Source organism: Pseudomonas sp. TE6283, assembly GCF_054060555.1.
On the sequence record NZ_JBSSDH010000021.1, the window covers coordinates 69,266 to 82,835 of the forward strand.

Below are 13,570 nucleotides of genomic sequence, written 5' to 3' on the forward strand. Positions count from 1 at the left end.
GGCGGCCCCGATTCATTTTTCACTTGGGTGTCCTCGTTCATGTTCAGACCCTTGTCGTTGTTCATCGGTGCCCGCTACACCCGTGCCAAGCGCCGCAACCACTTCATCTCGTTCATCTCGATGACTTCGATGATCGGCCTGTCGCTCGGCGTGCTGGCGATGATCACGGTGCTTTCGGTGATGAACGGCTTCCAGCGCGAGATGAGCTCGCGCGTGCTGGGCCTGGTGCCCCATGCCGCGGTTCTCGGCGCGCAGCCGCTGGACGACTGGCGCAAGGTCGCCAGCACCGCCGAAAGCAACCCGGCGGTGATGGCCGTGGCGCCGATCACCGAGATGGAGGGCATGCTCTCGTACAAGGGGGCGATGCAGCCGATCCAGGTCGCCGGCATCGACCCGGCCGAGGAGGGCAAGGTCTCCATCGTCACCCAGCATATCGTCCAGGGCAGCCTGCAGGACCTGGTGCCGGGCGAGTACGGCGTGGTCATCGGTGAACTGACGGCGCGACGCTTTCGCCTGAACACCGGCGACAAGCTGACCCTGATCGTTCCGGAGATCAGCAAGGAGCCGGGCGGCATCACCCCGCGCATGCAGCGCCTGACCGTGGTCGGCATCTTCAAGGTCGGCGCCGAGCTGGATGGCTCCCAGGCCTACATCCATATCGCCGATGCCGGCGAGATGCAGCGCTGGGCGCCGGGCCAGGTGCAGGGCGTGCGCCTGAAGCTGCATGACCTGTACGCTGCGCCGCAGGTGTCCAAGGCCATCGCTGCGGGGCTGGGCGACGGCTACCGTGCCGATGACTGGTCGCACACCCAGGGCAGCCTGTTCAGCGCCATGAAAATGGAAAAGACCATGATCGGCCTGCTGCTGATGATGATCATCGCCGTGGCTGCCTTCAATATCATCGCCACCCTGGTGATGGTGGTGAACGACAAGGGCGCGGATATCGCCATCCTGCGCACCATCGGCGCGACGCCGGCGCAGATCATGGGCACGTTCATGGTCCAGGGCAGCCTGATCGGCATCGTCGGCACGCTGATCGGTGGCGTGCTCGGGGTGATCCTGGCACTGAACGTCAGCGCCGTGGTCGGCTGGATCGAGCGAGTCAGTGGGCAGCACATCTTCACCTCCGACATCTACTTCATCAGCAGCCTGCCCTCGGAGCTGCAGTGGGGCGACGTGGCGATCATCTGCGTGGCCGGGCTGGTGATGAGCTTCCTGGCGACCCTCTATCCTGCGTACCGCGCTTCGCAGATCGAACCGGCGATGGCGTTGCGTTACGAGTAAGCGCTATCGCGGGGCAAGCCAGCTCCCACGCCCACCTTCATATCGGAACTTGGCGTGGGAGCGGGCTTGCCCCGCGATGAAGGCTACGCAGGCAACTCGATCACGAAGCGCGTCCACCCACCTTCGCACTGGGCCCGAATCTTCCCGCCGTGCGCCTGCACGATCGAGCGGGTGATGGCCAGCCCCAGACCCGCATGCTCGCTGCTGCCCTCCTGGCGCGCCGGGTCTGCCCGATAGAAACGGTCGAACAGCCGCTCCAGCAGTTGCGGGGCGATTGCCGGGCCACTGTTGGCCACCTCGATGCGCAACCCCGGCGCAAGGCTCACACGAATCTCGCCGCCCGCCGGGGTGAAGCGCAGGGCGTTGTCCAGCAGGTTCGACAAGGCCCGGCGAAGCATGTGCCGGTCGCCCTCGGCATGCGCCTGGCCCTCGCGAGACAGCCTGACCTCGGCTTCCTCAGCCAGCGGCGCGTAGTACTCCAGAAGCGCATCGACCTCGGTCGCCAGGTCCAGCGCCTGACTATTGGGCATCAGCAGACCGTGGTCGGCCTTGGCCAGATAGAGCATGTCGTTGACCAGCTGGGCCATCCACTGCAGTTCCTCGAGATTGCCATGCAGGGCCTCGCGGTACTCCTCGAGGCTGCGTGGGCGGGTGAGGGTGACCTGGGTGTGGGTCAGCAGGTTGGACAGCGGCGTGCGCAACTCGTGGGCGATGTCGGCGGAGAACGCCGACAGGCGTTGGAAAGCATCGTCCAGGCGCTGCAGCATGGCATTGACCGTGCCGGCCAGCTCGGCCAGTTCCTCGGGCATCTCGGCGGCCGGCAGGCGGGTGGTCAGCGAGCGGGCGTTGACGCTGGCGGCGACCTTGCCCATCCGCCGCAGCGGCTTCAGGCCACGGCGCACGGCCCAGGCACCCAGCAGCGCGGTGGCCAGCGCGCTGAGGCCGACCGTGAGCCAGATCAGGCGCTGCATGCCTTGCAGGAAGTGCTGGTGATGGGTGATGTCGAGTAACAAGGTCAACTGCGGCGAGTCGGGCCGGGTTTCGTCCAGCGGCAGGCTCAGTCCGCGGTAGTCGATGCCCTGGGTATGCAGCGTGGCCAGGCCGGGCTGGGCCGGGGCGTCTGGCAGGTCGCCGCGGCTGGCGAACCAGGTGGTGCCGTCGACCGCGCGCACGCGCAAGGCCAGGTCGGACTGGTGGCTGAGCTCGTTGAGCAGCCCCGGCAGGCGCGTGGCCAGTTGCTCGGGAGTGGTGACGCCGTCGAGCAGGCTGCGCATCAGCGACAGGCGGCCGCTGAGCAGTTGCTGGTCGAGTTCGACGAAATGCTGCTCGCTGGCGCGGCTGAACAGCAGGCCGGCACCCAGCGAAACACTGGCGGTGCAGGCGGCGAACAGCAGCGCCAGGCGGCTGCCGAGGGACAGGCGGCGCATCAGTCCTGGCGCTCCTCGAGCACATAGCCCATGCCGCGCACGGTATGGATCAGCTTGGTGGCGTGATGGTCGTCGATCTTCAGGCGCAGGCGGCGGATGGCCACCTCGATGACGTTGGTGTCGCTGTCGAAGTTCATGTCCCAGACCTGCGAGGCGATCAGCGACTTGGGCAGCACCTCGCCCTGGCGGCGCAGCAGCAGTTCGAGCAGGGCGAATTCCTTGGCGGTCAGGTCGACGCGCTGGCCGGCCCGCTCGGCGCGCCGGCGAATCAGGTCAAGGCGCAGGTCGGCCAGGCTCAGGCAGGTGTCCTGGCTGGCGCTGGCACCCCGGCGCAGCAGGCTGCGCACCCGGGCCAGCAGCTCGGAGAAGGCGAACGGCTTGACCAGGTAGTCGTCGGCGCCCAGCTCCAGGCCGTGGACGCGGTCCTCGACGGCATCGCGGGCGGTGAGAAACAGCACCGGCGTGTCCAGTCCGGCCTGGCGCACGGCCTGGAGGATTTGCCAGCCGTTACGCCCCGGCAGCATCACATCGAGGATCAGCAGGTCGTGGTCACCGGTCAGGGCCAGGTGCTGGCCGGTGTCGCCGTCGTTGGCCAGCTCCGTGGCGAAACCGGCTTCGCTCAGGCCCTGGCTCAGGTACTGGCCAGTCTTGGCCTGGTCTTCGACGATCAGCAGTTTCATGTGTTTACCAACGGTTAGGGCCAACGTGATGCCGAAATGATACGTGACGATCCGGCGGCCTGCCCAAGCTGACAAAGTTGTAATCTTCCCGTCAGCCATCTGCCAGCCAGCCTTTTCGAGAATGGTCTCATTCTCCCAGAACGACCCGGAGTCACCCATGAAACACCTGTTCATCGCCGCCGCCCTCGCACTGGTCAGCCTGCCGGGCTTTGCCGACAACGGCAAACCCTTCGCCTTCGGCGAGCCGGCCGAGGCGGCCAAGGCCACCCGCACCATCGAGGTGGTACTCAAGGACATCGCCTTCGAACCGAAGAGCATCAAGGTCAAGGCTGGCGAGACCGTGCGCTTCGTGCTGGTCAACGAAGGCAAGCTGCCCCACGAGTTCAACCTGGGCGACAAGGCCATGCACGCCGAGCACCAGAAGGAAATGATCGCCATGCAGGGCAAGATGTTCACTGCCGGCATGAACCACGAAGGCATGGACCATGGCCAGATGGATCACGGCCAGATGGGCGCTGGCCACGGTCATGCGGGTGGCAACACCGTGCTGGTACAGCCCGGCCAGCGCGCCGAGCTGACCTGGACCTTCCGCAAGTCGGCGCCCATCGAGTTCGCCTGCAACGTGCCTGGCCACTACCAGGCAGGCATGGTCGGCCCGCTGACCATCGAGTGACAACGGCTCCAAGGCGGGGTGCAAAACCGGTAGACTAGGGGCAATTTCGAACCTTCAGGTCAGTTTCCATGCATCCCGCCGCCGAACACTCCCCGCTGGGCAAGTCCAGCGAATACATCGCCACCTACACCCCCTCGCTGCTGTTCCCGATTCCCCGCTTGGCCAAATGGGCCGAGCTGGGCGTGAGTGGCGACGCGCTGCCGTGGCAGGGCGTGGACTTCTGGAACTGCTTCGAGCTCTCCTGGCTGCTGCCCTCGGGCAAGCCGGTGGTGGCCATCGGTGAGTTCGCCATCCCGTGCGATTCGCCGAACATCATCGAGTCCAAGTCCTTCAAACTGTACCTCAACTCGTTGAACCAGACGGTGTTCGAGTCGGTAGCGGCGTTGCAGGCGTGCCTGGTGCAGGACCTGTCCGCCGCCGCCGGCAAGCCGGTCGCGGTCAAGGTCAGCACCCTGGCCGAGGTAGAGGGGCAGGGCGTGACCACGCTGCCGGGCCAGTGTATCGACGCGCTAGATGTGAACATCAGCAACTACGAGCAGCCGCAACCGGAGCTGCTGCGTTGCGCGCCGGAGCGCGTGGTGGAAGAGACCGTGCACAGCCACCTGCTCAAATCCAACTGCCCGGTCACCGGCCAACCGGACTGGGGTAGCGTGGTGGTGGAATACAAGGGGCGGGCGCTGGATCATGCCAGCCTGCTGACCTACCTGATCAGTTTCCGCCAGCATGCCGACTTCCACGAACAATGCGTGGAGCGGATCTACCTGGACCTGAAGAACCTGCTCAAGCCTGAGCACCTGACGGTGTATGCGCGGTATGTGCGCCGCGGCGGGCTGGATATCAACCCGTACCGCAGCACTGGGGCGATCAACCCGCAGAACCTGCGATTGGTGCGTCAGTAATGTAATGGGGCCGCATTTGCGGCCCCATTCGGTTCAGATCCCCATGCTGTGCAGGTGATTGGCGATATTGCGCAGGATGGCGGTAAGGTCTGGGTGATCGGCCTCGAAACGTTCAACGGCGGTATTGACCCCATCGACCAGGTTGTTGTCGTTGGTCGCTTCCTCGAGTTTGATCTGGGCTTCGATCTGCTGCATCAGTTCATGCAGGTGGTCGCGCTCTTCCAGCGAGAGCGGTGGATTGCGGTCCAGTTGCTCGCGCAGGCTATCGAGTTGCTCTTGCAGTTCGCGGGCAGGCATTGTTCGTTCTCCATCAATGACTTGGCAAGCCATGGACCTCGGCGACACGGTAAAGGTTCTGGCCTGCCTTCTAGCGTAATCCACCTGCCGCAGCTTTGCATGACCCGCATCAACGGGGATGTATCAGGGTTTCTCGCCCCTGTGCCGGCGCTGGGCGATGTCCGCAAGGCAGGTGTCGAGGGATTCCAGGTGATCGATCACCGAGTGCACGCCCAGGCCGAATAGGGCCAGGGTCGCCTTGCCACGGGTGCGCTCCTGTTCCTGCCGGGTCATGGCCTGCCATTGACCGGGGCCGGGGTCGCAGGCCGCCAGGCCCACCGTCCACAGGCCGGCGTTGAGCCCGGCCTGCAGCAACCGTGGCTCACCGCTGACCAGCACGCAGCCTTCCAGGCGCTGGCTGTCGAGGCTCATCAGCGCCTGCCAGCAGGCGTTGGGCGCCGGCCATTTGCAGCCGTTGACCAGATGGCCCGGTAGCCAGCCGGGCAGCACGCTGCTCAGGCGCTTGCCCTGGGCGGCGCTGAGCTCGTCGAGCCAGATGCACGGCACCGCCTGCGCGCGCAGGCGGTGAAGGGAGTCGAGGGCGCCGGGGGCGGGCATGGGGCTGCCGTCGTTTGCCTGGACCAGGCAGCCGCGCAGTCCGAACAGCACGGCGGTGAAGGCGGGTGCGTCTTGCATGGCAACGTCCCTAAATACCCCGCAAGCTACCCGGCGATTGTGACCAAGGGATGACGACTACAGTTGTTCACGAAATCTTGACAGAGATATGTAAAACTACCGTTCAGCCAGCAAGCCAGTATACTTGCGCCCTATCGAGCAGCGCGCCATAGGCCGTTGCCGCCGTGAAATCCGATGGAGAAACATCTATGCGTAGGATCGGTGCCGGAGTGATCGAGCGAGTCACCCAGGCCTGTGTCTGCGCCAGCTTGCTGCTGGCGCCCGTGGCAGCCACCCAGGCGGCAACCGAGGAGGATCCGTGGGAGTCGGTCAACCGACCGATCTTCAGGTTCAACGATGTCCTCGACACCTATGCCCTCAAGCCGCTGGCCCAGGGTTACCAGTACGTCACCCCGCAGTTCCTCGAGGATGGCATCCACAACGTCTTCCGCAACCTGGGCGACGTCACCAACCTGGCCAACAACGTGCTGCAGCTCAAGCCTCGAGCGGCGGGCATCGACACGGCGCGGCTGATCGTCAACACCACCTTCGGCCTGGGCGGTTTCTTCGACGTCGGCACCAAGATGGGCCTGCAGCGCAGCGACGAGGACTTCGGCCAGACCCTCGGCTACTGGGGCGTGCCCAGCGGGCCGTACGTGGTCATTCCGTTCCTTGGCCCGAGCACCGTGCGTGACGGCCTGGCCAAGTACCCGGACACCTACACCGAACCCTACCGCTACATCGACCATGTGCCGACCCGCAACTCGATCTTCGCGATGGACGTGATCGACACCCGCGCCAGCCTGCTGTCGGCGGAGAAGCTGATCCAGGGCGACAAGTACATCTTCCTGCGCAATGCCTACCTGCAGAACCGCGAGTTCAAGGTCAAGGACGGCGAGGTCGAAGACGACTTCTGATCGACCGGCTTACGAAAAAGGCGACCTTCGGGTCGCCTTTTTCGTAACAGTTCAATGCATGGCCAGGATGCGCAGGCCGAACTTCTGCGCGCCGCCGGGCTGGTCGGCGATCCACACCACTTCGGTGCTGGCGTGCAGGCCGGCGAGGGCGGCGTGGTCGGAGTCGATGCGCACCTCGAGCTGGTCGCCCACCTTGAATCGCTGCGGTGCCTGGACCTGCATGCCGCTGCTGGAGAGGTCGATGCACACCGCGCTGATCACCTGGCCGGCGTGCAGCAGGCTGACCTCGGCTTCAATGCGCATGCGTATGAAATCGCGTTTTTCGCTGTAATCCACGGGGGGCTGGGACATGCTTGCATCCTTTCGTCAGGTTGCGCCGATGTGCTTTCTTATAACGCCGGGTGATTTGCCCTGTAAAGTGCGGGGGAGTCTTCCTTGCCATGCTTGAAACGCCAGGCGGATGGGAGTACCGTCAGCGCCTTACAGGGCACCTCGCTATTTGCCGGACCAGTCTTCTTGTCCTACAACTCAAATAGAGAGTGGCTAAAGAGCATTCCAGTAGCCGTCTGTCGGTCTTTCACAGTCGCTACGCCAACCCAAATCTGGCGCCGTTCGCCCACATGCAGAAACCCAGTGCAACGCTGCTGATCATCGATGACGACGAGGTGGTCCGTGCCAGTCTCGCCGCCTATCTGGAAGACAGCGGCTTCAGCGTCCTTCAGGCCGGCAACGGCCAGCAGGGCCTCCAGGTCTTCGAAGCACACCAGCCCGACCTCGTGATCTGCGATCTGCGCATGCCGCAGATGGGCGGCCTTGAACTGATCCGCCGGATCAGCGAGCGTGCGCCGCAGTTGCCGGTGATCGTGGTGTCCGGTGCCGGCGTCATGAGCGACGCGGTCGAAGCCTTGCGCCTGGGCGCGGCGGACTACCTGATCAAGCCCCTGGAAGACCTGGCCGTGCTCGAGCACTCGGTGCGCCGCGCCCTCGACCGCTCGCGCCTGGTGCTGGAAAACCAGCGCTACCGGGAGAAGCTCGAAGCGGCCAACCGCGAGCTGGAGGCCAGCCTGCACCTGCTGCAGGAGGACCAGACCGCCGGTCGCCAGGTGCAGATGAACATGCTCCCGGAAAACCCCTGGGTGGCTGGCGAGTTCGCCTTCGAGCACCAGATCATTCCGTCGCTGTACCTGTCGGGCGATTTCGCCGACTACTTCCGTGTGGATGACCGGCGCATCGCCTTCTACCTGGCGGACGTCTCCGGTCACGGCGCCTCGTCGGCGTTCGTCACGGTGCTGCTCAAGTTCATGACCACGCGCCTGCTGTTCGAATTCAAGCGTGGCGGCAAGATGCGCGAGTTCAAGCCTTCGCAGGTGCTCAGCCACATCAACCGTGGGCTGATCAACTGCAAGCTGGGCAAGCATGTGACCATGGTCGGTGGCGTCATCGACGAGGACACCGGCCTGCTCACCTACAGCGTCGGCGGCCACTTGCCGCTGCCGGTGCTGTACACCCCGGGCCAGGCCCGCTACCTCGAAGGCCGCGGCCTGCCGGTGGGGTTGTTCGACGAGGCCAGCTACCAGGACCAGGTGCTGGAACTGCCACCGCAGTTCAGCCTCACCCTGATGTCCGATGGCATTCTGGACCTTTTGCCCGGGGACACACTCAAAGATAAGGAAGCGGCCTTGCCGGAAATCGTCAAGGCGGCAGGTGGTAGCCTGGAGGGGCTGCGCCAACGATTCGAATTGGCTACGCTTGGGGAGATGCCGGATGATATCGCCCTATTGGTGTTGAGCAGGAACCTTGAATGAGTACTGGTAGAATCCAGTTCGCCGAGCAGAGCGGGACCTTCGTTCTGAAATTTGTCGGTGAAGTGCGCCTGACCCTGTGTTCGGCGCTGGATGCGACGATCGAGAAGATCTTCACCGCGCTGAACTTCTCGGCCATCGTCATCGACCTGACCGAAACCGAGAGCATCGACAGCACCACCCTCGGCCTGCTGGCCAAGCTGTCGATCCTGTCCCGGCAGAAAGTCGGCCTGCTGCCGACCGTGGTCACCACCAACCCGGACATTTCCCGCCTGCTGCAGTCCATGGGCTTCGACCAGGTGTTCAACATCGTCGACCGCCCGGTGCCGTGCCCGGAATGCCTGACCGACCTGCCGTCCCAGGACCAGGACGAGAGCGTGGTGCGTTCCAAGGTGCTGGAGGCGCACAAGATCCTCATGGGCTTGAATGACTCCAACCGTGAAGCGTTCCATGACCTGGTGAGCGCGCTCGAGCGGTCCTGATCCTGCGCTGAACCTGCCGACACCATCGCGGGAGCTTCGCGATGGTGTCAGTCCCGGATGAACGCCGTAGCCGGCGAGCCATCCGCATTCAACTGATACACCCGCTCCGGCCGCCCCTGGCCATCGAAGAACACCTGCCCCAGCCCCGCGCTGTTCCATAACCGCTCCCCGGCCTTGCTGCGGCTAGGCGTGCGCGGCACCACTTGCATTTCCCGGCGCTTGGTGAACCAGTTGAGCGGCGAGCGCGGCGAATACAGCCAGCGGTTGAGCCGATCAAGCACATCCAGCAGGCGCCGGGGAAACTCGTTCTTGATCCCGCTGCTGGTCACCTGCCACAGGTGCGGGCTGCGTTGGCGGTGGCGGATCAGCACCTCATAGACGAACGAGTAGTGCACGTCGCCCGACAGCACCACGTAGTGCCCCGGCGTGCGCGAATGGCGGAAGATGTTGAGGATCACCTGCGCCGCGCCGCGATGGGCCATCCAGTTTTCCGCATCCACCAGCAACGGGTAGCCCAGGGCGCTGAACACCCGCTGCACGGTCTCGATCAGCTTGACCCCGAAGATCGGCGCCGGCGACACGATGATCGCCGAAGGATGGTCGAGCAGCGCCTGCTGCAGTTCGCTCAGCGCCTCCCAGTCGAGCAGGCCGGAGGGCTTGCCCAGGCTGCTTTCGCTGCGCCAGCGGCGGGTGCGGGTGTCCAGCACCAGCAGCGGCGGGTTGCTGGGCAGCGCGTACTGCCAGCCCTGGAAGCGCAGCAGCTCGCCGATCAGCTCGTCCCGTGCCTCGTTCAGTTGCCGGCATTGCCCGACCAGCGCCGCGCAACCGTCCGGATCGTTGCCCCAGCCTTGGCACAGCAGGTAGCCGAGCAGGGCGTTGCCGATGATGCGCCGCGAGAACGGATGGCCGTAGGCGGTCTGTTCCCATTGCGCCGACAGGTTCCAGTCGTCGGTGATGTCGTGGTCGTCGAAGATCATCAGGCAGGGCAGGTGGGCCAGCACCCGCGCCACCTGGCCGAGGCCGTCGCGGAACGCCTCGATCAGCGGCAGTTCGCGCTGATAACGGGCCTGGCGCTGCTCGGTCAGGCCCTCTGGCATGTCCATCCGCACCAGCGTCCACGGCAGCGGCGACCAGACCAGCAGGTACATGGCCATGACCTCGGCGAAGGTCACCAGGTGGTTGTCGGCGTTGCTGGACGAGAAGATCGGCTTGCGCTTGCCGCCGAAGAAGCGTTCGCGCAGGGTGTCGTTGCCTTCCTGGGCCGGCAGCAGGTCGGCGCGGTGGTAGTAGCAGGCCGGGTGGCGATAGAGCGCGGCGCCGCTGTCGACCAGGGCGCCATCGAGGGACTCGTCGAACAGGCCCAGGCGCTCGATCAGCGTGTGGATGGCACGCAGCATGGGGCCGGCGACATCGTCGGCATAGACCTGGTCGCCGCTCATCAGCAGCACGGCGGGGCGTGCTTCTGGGCGCGGGTTGGCGGCAAGCAGGCGGTCGGCGCAGAGCAGACCGTCGGCGGCCGGGTGGTGGGGCTTGCGGCAGGAGCCGTGGAGCAACTGGTCGAGACGATCGCGCAGTACGAAGCTGGGGCGGCTAGCTCCGGAGTAGAGCAGGTGCGGGGCCCATTGGGCGATGCCCTGGCCGTTGGCTAGGCGCAGGTCGTATTCGAGCGTCACATTGCAGGGCAGCGGGTGGTCGAAGCGGATGTCCAGCAGGTGGATGAAGGCGTGCTGTCCGACCGGGATCACCTCAGCGTGCATCGTGGCGTTGATGCCGGTGTGCTCGAGCAGGAATTCGGGTTGCAGCGGTTGCGAGCCTACCAGCCAGATGGCCAGGCGTTGCGGTTCCAGGCGGCGCAGGATGGGGCCGGCGAGGACGAGGGGGAGCGAAGCGGTGGCGGGCATGGATGGCTCAGGTTCGTGTGATGCTGATGGCCCTATCGCGGGGAATGGCCACCCCAACGAAAAACGGGCGGGAAATGCTCTGCATTAACCGCCCGTCGATCAAGCCGAAGATGTATCAGGCTTTGTCAGCCAGCCATCAGTGCTTCCAGCTTTTCCTGGTCGCGGGCGAACTGGCGGATGCCTTCGGCCAGCTTCTCGGTGGCCATGGCGTCTTCGTTCATCGCCCAGCGGAACTGGCTTTCGTTCAACTGTTGCTTGGCCTCGCCGGCATTACCCGGCTTGAGCAGGCGCGGCAGTTCGCCCTGGTCGTCCGACAGCTGCTGCAGCAGCTCGGGGCTGATGGTCAGGCGGTCGCAGCCGGCCAGTTGCTCGATCTGGCCGATGTTGCGGAAGCTCGCGCCCATGACCACGGTGTCGTAGCCGTTGGTCTTGTAGTAGTCGTAGATGCGGGTGACCGACTGCACGCCCGGATCCTCGGCGCCGACGTATTCCTTGCCGGTGCTTTTCTTGTACCAGTCGTAGATGCGCCCCACGAACGGCGAGATCAGGAACACCCCGGCATCGGCACAGGCCTGGGCCTGGGCGAAGGAGAACAGCAGGGTGAGGTTGGTCTGGATGCCTTCCTTCTCCAGCTTCTCGGCGGCGCGGATGCCTTCCCAGGTGGAGGCCAGCTTGATCAGTACGCGGTCTTTCGGCACACCGGCCGCTTGGTACAGCTCGATCAGCTGACGGGCCTTTTTCAGCAGCGCCGGCTCGTCGAACGACAGTCGCGCGTCCACCTCGGTGGAGATGCGCCCCGGAATGACCTTGAGAATGCCCGAGCCCACCGACACGGCGAACTTGTCGCAGGCCAGGTCGACATTGCCCTTGGCATCGGCCTTGACCTGCTTGAGCAGGTCGGCGTAACCCGGGATGGCGGCGGCCTTGAGCAGCAGCGAAGGGTTGGTGGTGGCGTCGACCGGCTTGAGGCGGGTGATGGCGTCCAGGTCGCCGGTGTCGGCGACGACGGTGGTGAACTGCTTGAGTTGTTCCAGCTTGGAGGTCATGGGCGTGCTCTGTCCTGTGCAATGACTCGACATTACCCGAGCCCCGACAGCCACTCAAGGCCCGTCGCAGGCGTATCGGGAAACCCTTGGAAGCAGCGCGCTCCCCTGTGTAGGAGCGGGCTTGCCCCGCGAAGGGCTGCAAAGCGGCACCGGCCAACGCCAGGGCCGCGGTATAAGGCTAACCCTTCGAGTGCCAACCCCGCCCCAGGTTCCCTCAACGCCCCTGCAACAGCTCGGCAGCCTGGTCCAGCACCTTCAGCGGCTCGCTGGTCTTGTGAATGTCCGCCGACAGCAACTGCCGGAAGCGCCGCGCCCCCGGGAAGCCCTGGCCCAGCCCGAGGATATGCCGGGTGATGTGATGCATCGCGCCGCCGCTTTGCATGTGCGCGACGATGTACGGACGCAGCTTTTCCATCGCCTCGGCCCGGCTGACCACCGGCGCCGCGCTGCCGAACAGCTGCTGGTCGACCTCGGCCAGCAGGTACGGGTTGTGGTACGCCTCGCGCCCGAGCATCACGCCGTCGAAGGTCTGCAGGTGGGTGCGGCACTCGTCGAGGGTCTTGATGCCGCCGTTGAGCACCAGTTCCAGGTCCGGGAAGTCGGCCTTCAGCTGCGCCGCCACGTCATAGCGCAGCGGTGGGATCTCACGGTTCTCCTTGGGCGACAGGCCTTCGAGGATGGCGATGCGCGCATGCACGGTGAAGCTGCGGCACCCGGCGTCGCGCACCTGGCCGACGAAGTCGCACAGCTCGGTGTAGCTGTCGCGGCCGTTGATGCCGATGCGGTGCTTGACCGTGACCGGGATGCCGACCGCGTCCTGCATGGCCTTGACGCAATCGGCCACCAGACCCGGATGGCCCATCAGGCAGGCGCCGATCATGTTGTTCTGCACCCGGTCGCTGGGGCAGCCGACGTTGAGGTTGACCTCGTCGTAACCGGCCTCCTCGGCCAGGCGCGCGCAGGCAGCCAGGTCCGCCGGCACGCTGCCGCCCAGTTGCAGGGCCAGCGGGTGCTCGGATGGGTCATGGCGCAGGAAACGCTGGGCATCGTTGTGCAGCAGGGCGCCGGTGGTGACCATCTCGGTGTAGAGCAGGGCGTGCTGGGAGAGCAGGCGCAGGAAGAAGCGACAGTGGCGGTCGGTCCAGTCCATCATGGGCGCCACGGAGAAGCGGCGGGATGGCTCGGGGCGCAGGGATGTGGGTGTAGCGGCTTGGGAATGCATAAGTCTGGGACACGAACTCAGCGAAGCCAGGCGGCGGGGTGCGCTGGCTGGCGATGGAAAGAGTGAATGACGGTCAGTTTACCAAGCATGGCGGGATTCGTCCGGTTTGATCGGCGATCAGCCTCTGCGGTTTTCCACCCTTCGCGACACAAGGCCGCTCGTACAGGTGGCCGCGCCCCCTGTAGGAGCGCCCTTGTTCTGGTCAAGTTTTTCCGGACACCGATTACGGTGATCAAGCCGCCTGCTGCTCCATGGCTATTGGCGACAGGTAGTTGTTGTAGCTGTG

At 65.1% G+C, this 13,570-nt stretch carries 14 protein-coding genes; 6 read left to right on the forward strand and 8 right to left on the reverse strand.

Annotated features, from left to right (window positions below; translation table 11 throughout):
* Nucleotides 1–39 precede the first annotated feature (39 nt).
* A complete protein-coding gene (locus ACVWZ5_RS22235; RefSeq protein ID WP_457340855.1) occupies nt 40–1,284 on the forward strand; it encodes a lipoprotein-releasing ABC transporter permease subunit in 1,245 nt (414 codons plus the stop codon).
* Between the two features lie 83 nt (nt 1,285–1,367).
* On the opposite strand, the gene ACVWZ5_RS22240 is transcribed toward ACVWZ5_RS22235, so the two are convergent.
* Complete coding sequence (locus ACVWZ5_RS22240) at nt 1,368–2,711, reverse strand: heavy metal sensor histidine kinase (protein ID WP_457340856.1); 1,344 nt, start codon at nt 2,709–2,711, stop codon at nt 1,368–1,370.
* Complete coding sequence (locus tag ACVWZ5_RS22245) at nt 2,711–3,391, reverse strand: heavy metal response regulator transcription factor (protein WP_084941388.1); 681 nt, start codon at nt 3,389–3,391, stop codon at nt 2,711–2,713. Before ACVWZ5_RS22245 ends, ACVWZ5_RS22240 begins: the two co-directional genes overlap by 1 nt.
* 157 nt (nt 3,392–3,548) lie before the next feature.
* Between ACVWZ5_RS22245 and ACVWZ5_RS22250 the strand changes: the two genes are divergently transcribed.
* Together ACVWZ5_RS22250 and queF are read left to right on the forward strand one after the other, a co-directional pair.
* Nucleotides 3,549–4,064 (forward strand): cupredoxin domain-containing protein, encoded by a 516-nt coding sequence (locus ACVWZ5_RS22250; RefSeq protein ID WP_457340857.1) that lies wholly within the window; start codon nt 3,549–3,551, stop codon nt 4,062–4,064.
* A 68-nt stretch (nt 4,065–4,132) separates the two neighbouring features.
* Nucleotides 4,133–4,963 carry an NADPH-dependent 7-cyano-7-deazaguanine reductase QueF gene (gene queF, locus ACVWZ5_RS22255; RefSeq protein WP_096049734.1) on the forward strand — a complete coding sequence of 277 codons (831 nt, stop codon included), beginning with the start codon at nt 4,133–4,135 and terminating at the stop codon, nt 4,961–4,963.
* A 33-nt stretch (nt 4,964–4,996) separates the two neighbouring features.
* On the opposite strand, the gene ACVWZ5_RS22260 is transcribed toward queF, so the two are convergent.
* Both ACVWZ5_RS22260 and ACVWZ5_RS22265 read right to left on the reverse strand, forming a co-directional pair.
* The gene (locus ACVWZ5_RS22260; RefSeq protein ID WP_028692720.1) at nt 4,997–5,260 is read right to left on the reverse strand and encodes a DUF4404 family protein; all 264 of its coding nucleotides are present in this window, start codon (nt 5,258–5,260) and stop codon (nt 4,997–4,999) included.
* A 123-nt stretch (nt 5,261–5,383) separates the two neighbouring features.
* Nucleotides 5,384–5,935 (reverse strand): phosphonoacetaldehyde phosphonohydrolase-related protein, encoded by a 552-nt coding sequence (locus ACVWZ5_RS22265; protein ID WP_336196847.1) that lies wholly within the window; start codon nt 5,933–5,935, stop codon nt 5,384–5,386.
* A gap of 188 nt (nt 5,936–6,123) precedes the next feature.
* Here ACVWZ5_RS22265 and ACVWZ5_RS22270 point away from each other — a divergent pair, with 188 nt between their 5' ends.
* Nucleotides 6,124–6,831: an MlaA family lipoprotein gene (locus ACVWZ5_RS22270; RefSeq protein ID WP_343581049.1), complete on the forward strand. Its 708-nt coding sequence runs from the start codon at nt 6,124–6,126 to the stop codon at nt 6,829–6,831.
* Nucleotides 6,832–6,882: 51 nt separating this feature from the next.
* Here ACVWZ5_RS22270 and ACVWZ5_RS22275 read toward each other — a convergent pair whose 3' ends face one another.
* On the reverse strand, nt 6,883–7,182 hold the full coding sequence (locus ACVWZ5_RS22275; RefSeq protein WP_028692717.1) for a PilZ domain-containing protein: 300 nt from the start codon (nt 7,180–7,182) through the stop codon (nt 6,883–6,885).
* Between the two features lie 269 nt (nt 7,183–7,451).
* Here ACVWZ5_RS22275 and rssB point away from each other — a divergent pair, with 269 nt between their 5' ends.
* Together rssB and rssC are read left to right on the forward strand one after the other, a co-directional pair.
* Complete coding sequence (gene rssB, locus ACVWZ5_RS22280; protein ID WP_028692716.1) at nt 7,452–8,636, forward strand: two-component system response regulator RssB; 1,185 nt, start codon at nt 7,452–7,454, stop codon at nt 8,634–8,636.
* Entirely contained in the window at nt 8,633–9,115 is a 483-nt protein-coding gene (gene rssC / locus ACVWZ5_RS22285) for an anti-sigma factor antagonist RssC (protein WP_023631332.1), read from the forward strand. The genes rssB and rssC overlap by 4 nt, the downstream gene beginning before the upstream one ends.
* A gap of 47 nt (nt 9,116–9,162) precedes the next feature.
* Here the strand turns inward: rssC and ACVWZ5_RS22290 are convergent, their stop codons facing one another.
* The 3 genes from ACVWZ5_RS22290 to dusA form a co-directional block, all read right to left on the reverse strand.
* Nucleotides 9,163–11,016 (reverse strand): alkaline phosphatase D family protein, encoded by a 1,854-nt coding sequence (locus ACVWZ5_RS22290; protein WP_457340858.1) that lies wholly within the window; start codon nt 11,014–11,016, stop codon nt 9,163–9,165.
* A 125-nt stretch (nt 11,017–11,141) separates the two neighbouring features.
* Nucleotides 11,142–12,062, reverse strand: coding sequence for a transaldolase (gene tal / locus ACVWZ5_RS22295; RefSeq protein ID WP_062574598.1), 921 nt, complete (start codon nt 12,060–12,062; stop codon nt 11,142–11,144).
* 214 nt (nt 12,063–12,276) lie between these two features.
* Nucleotides 12,277–13,284 carry a tRNA dihydrouridine(20/20a) synthase DusA gene (gene dusA, locus ACVWZ5_RS22300; RefSeq protein ID WP_457340859.1) on the reverse strand — a complete coding sequence of 336 codons (1,008 nt, stop codon included), beginning with the start codon at nt 13,282–13,284 and terminating at the stop codon, nt 12,277–12,279.
* Nucleotides 13,285–13,570: the final 286 nt, after the last annotated feature.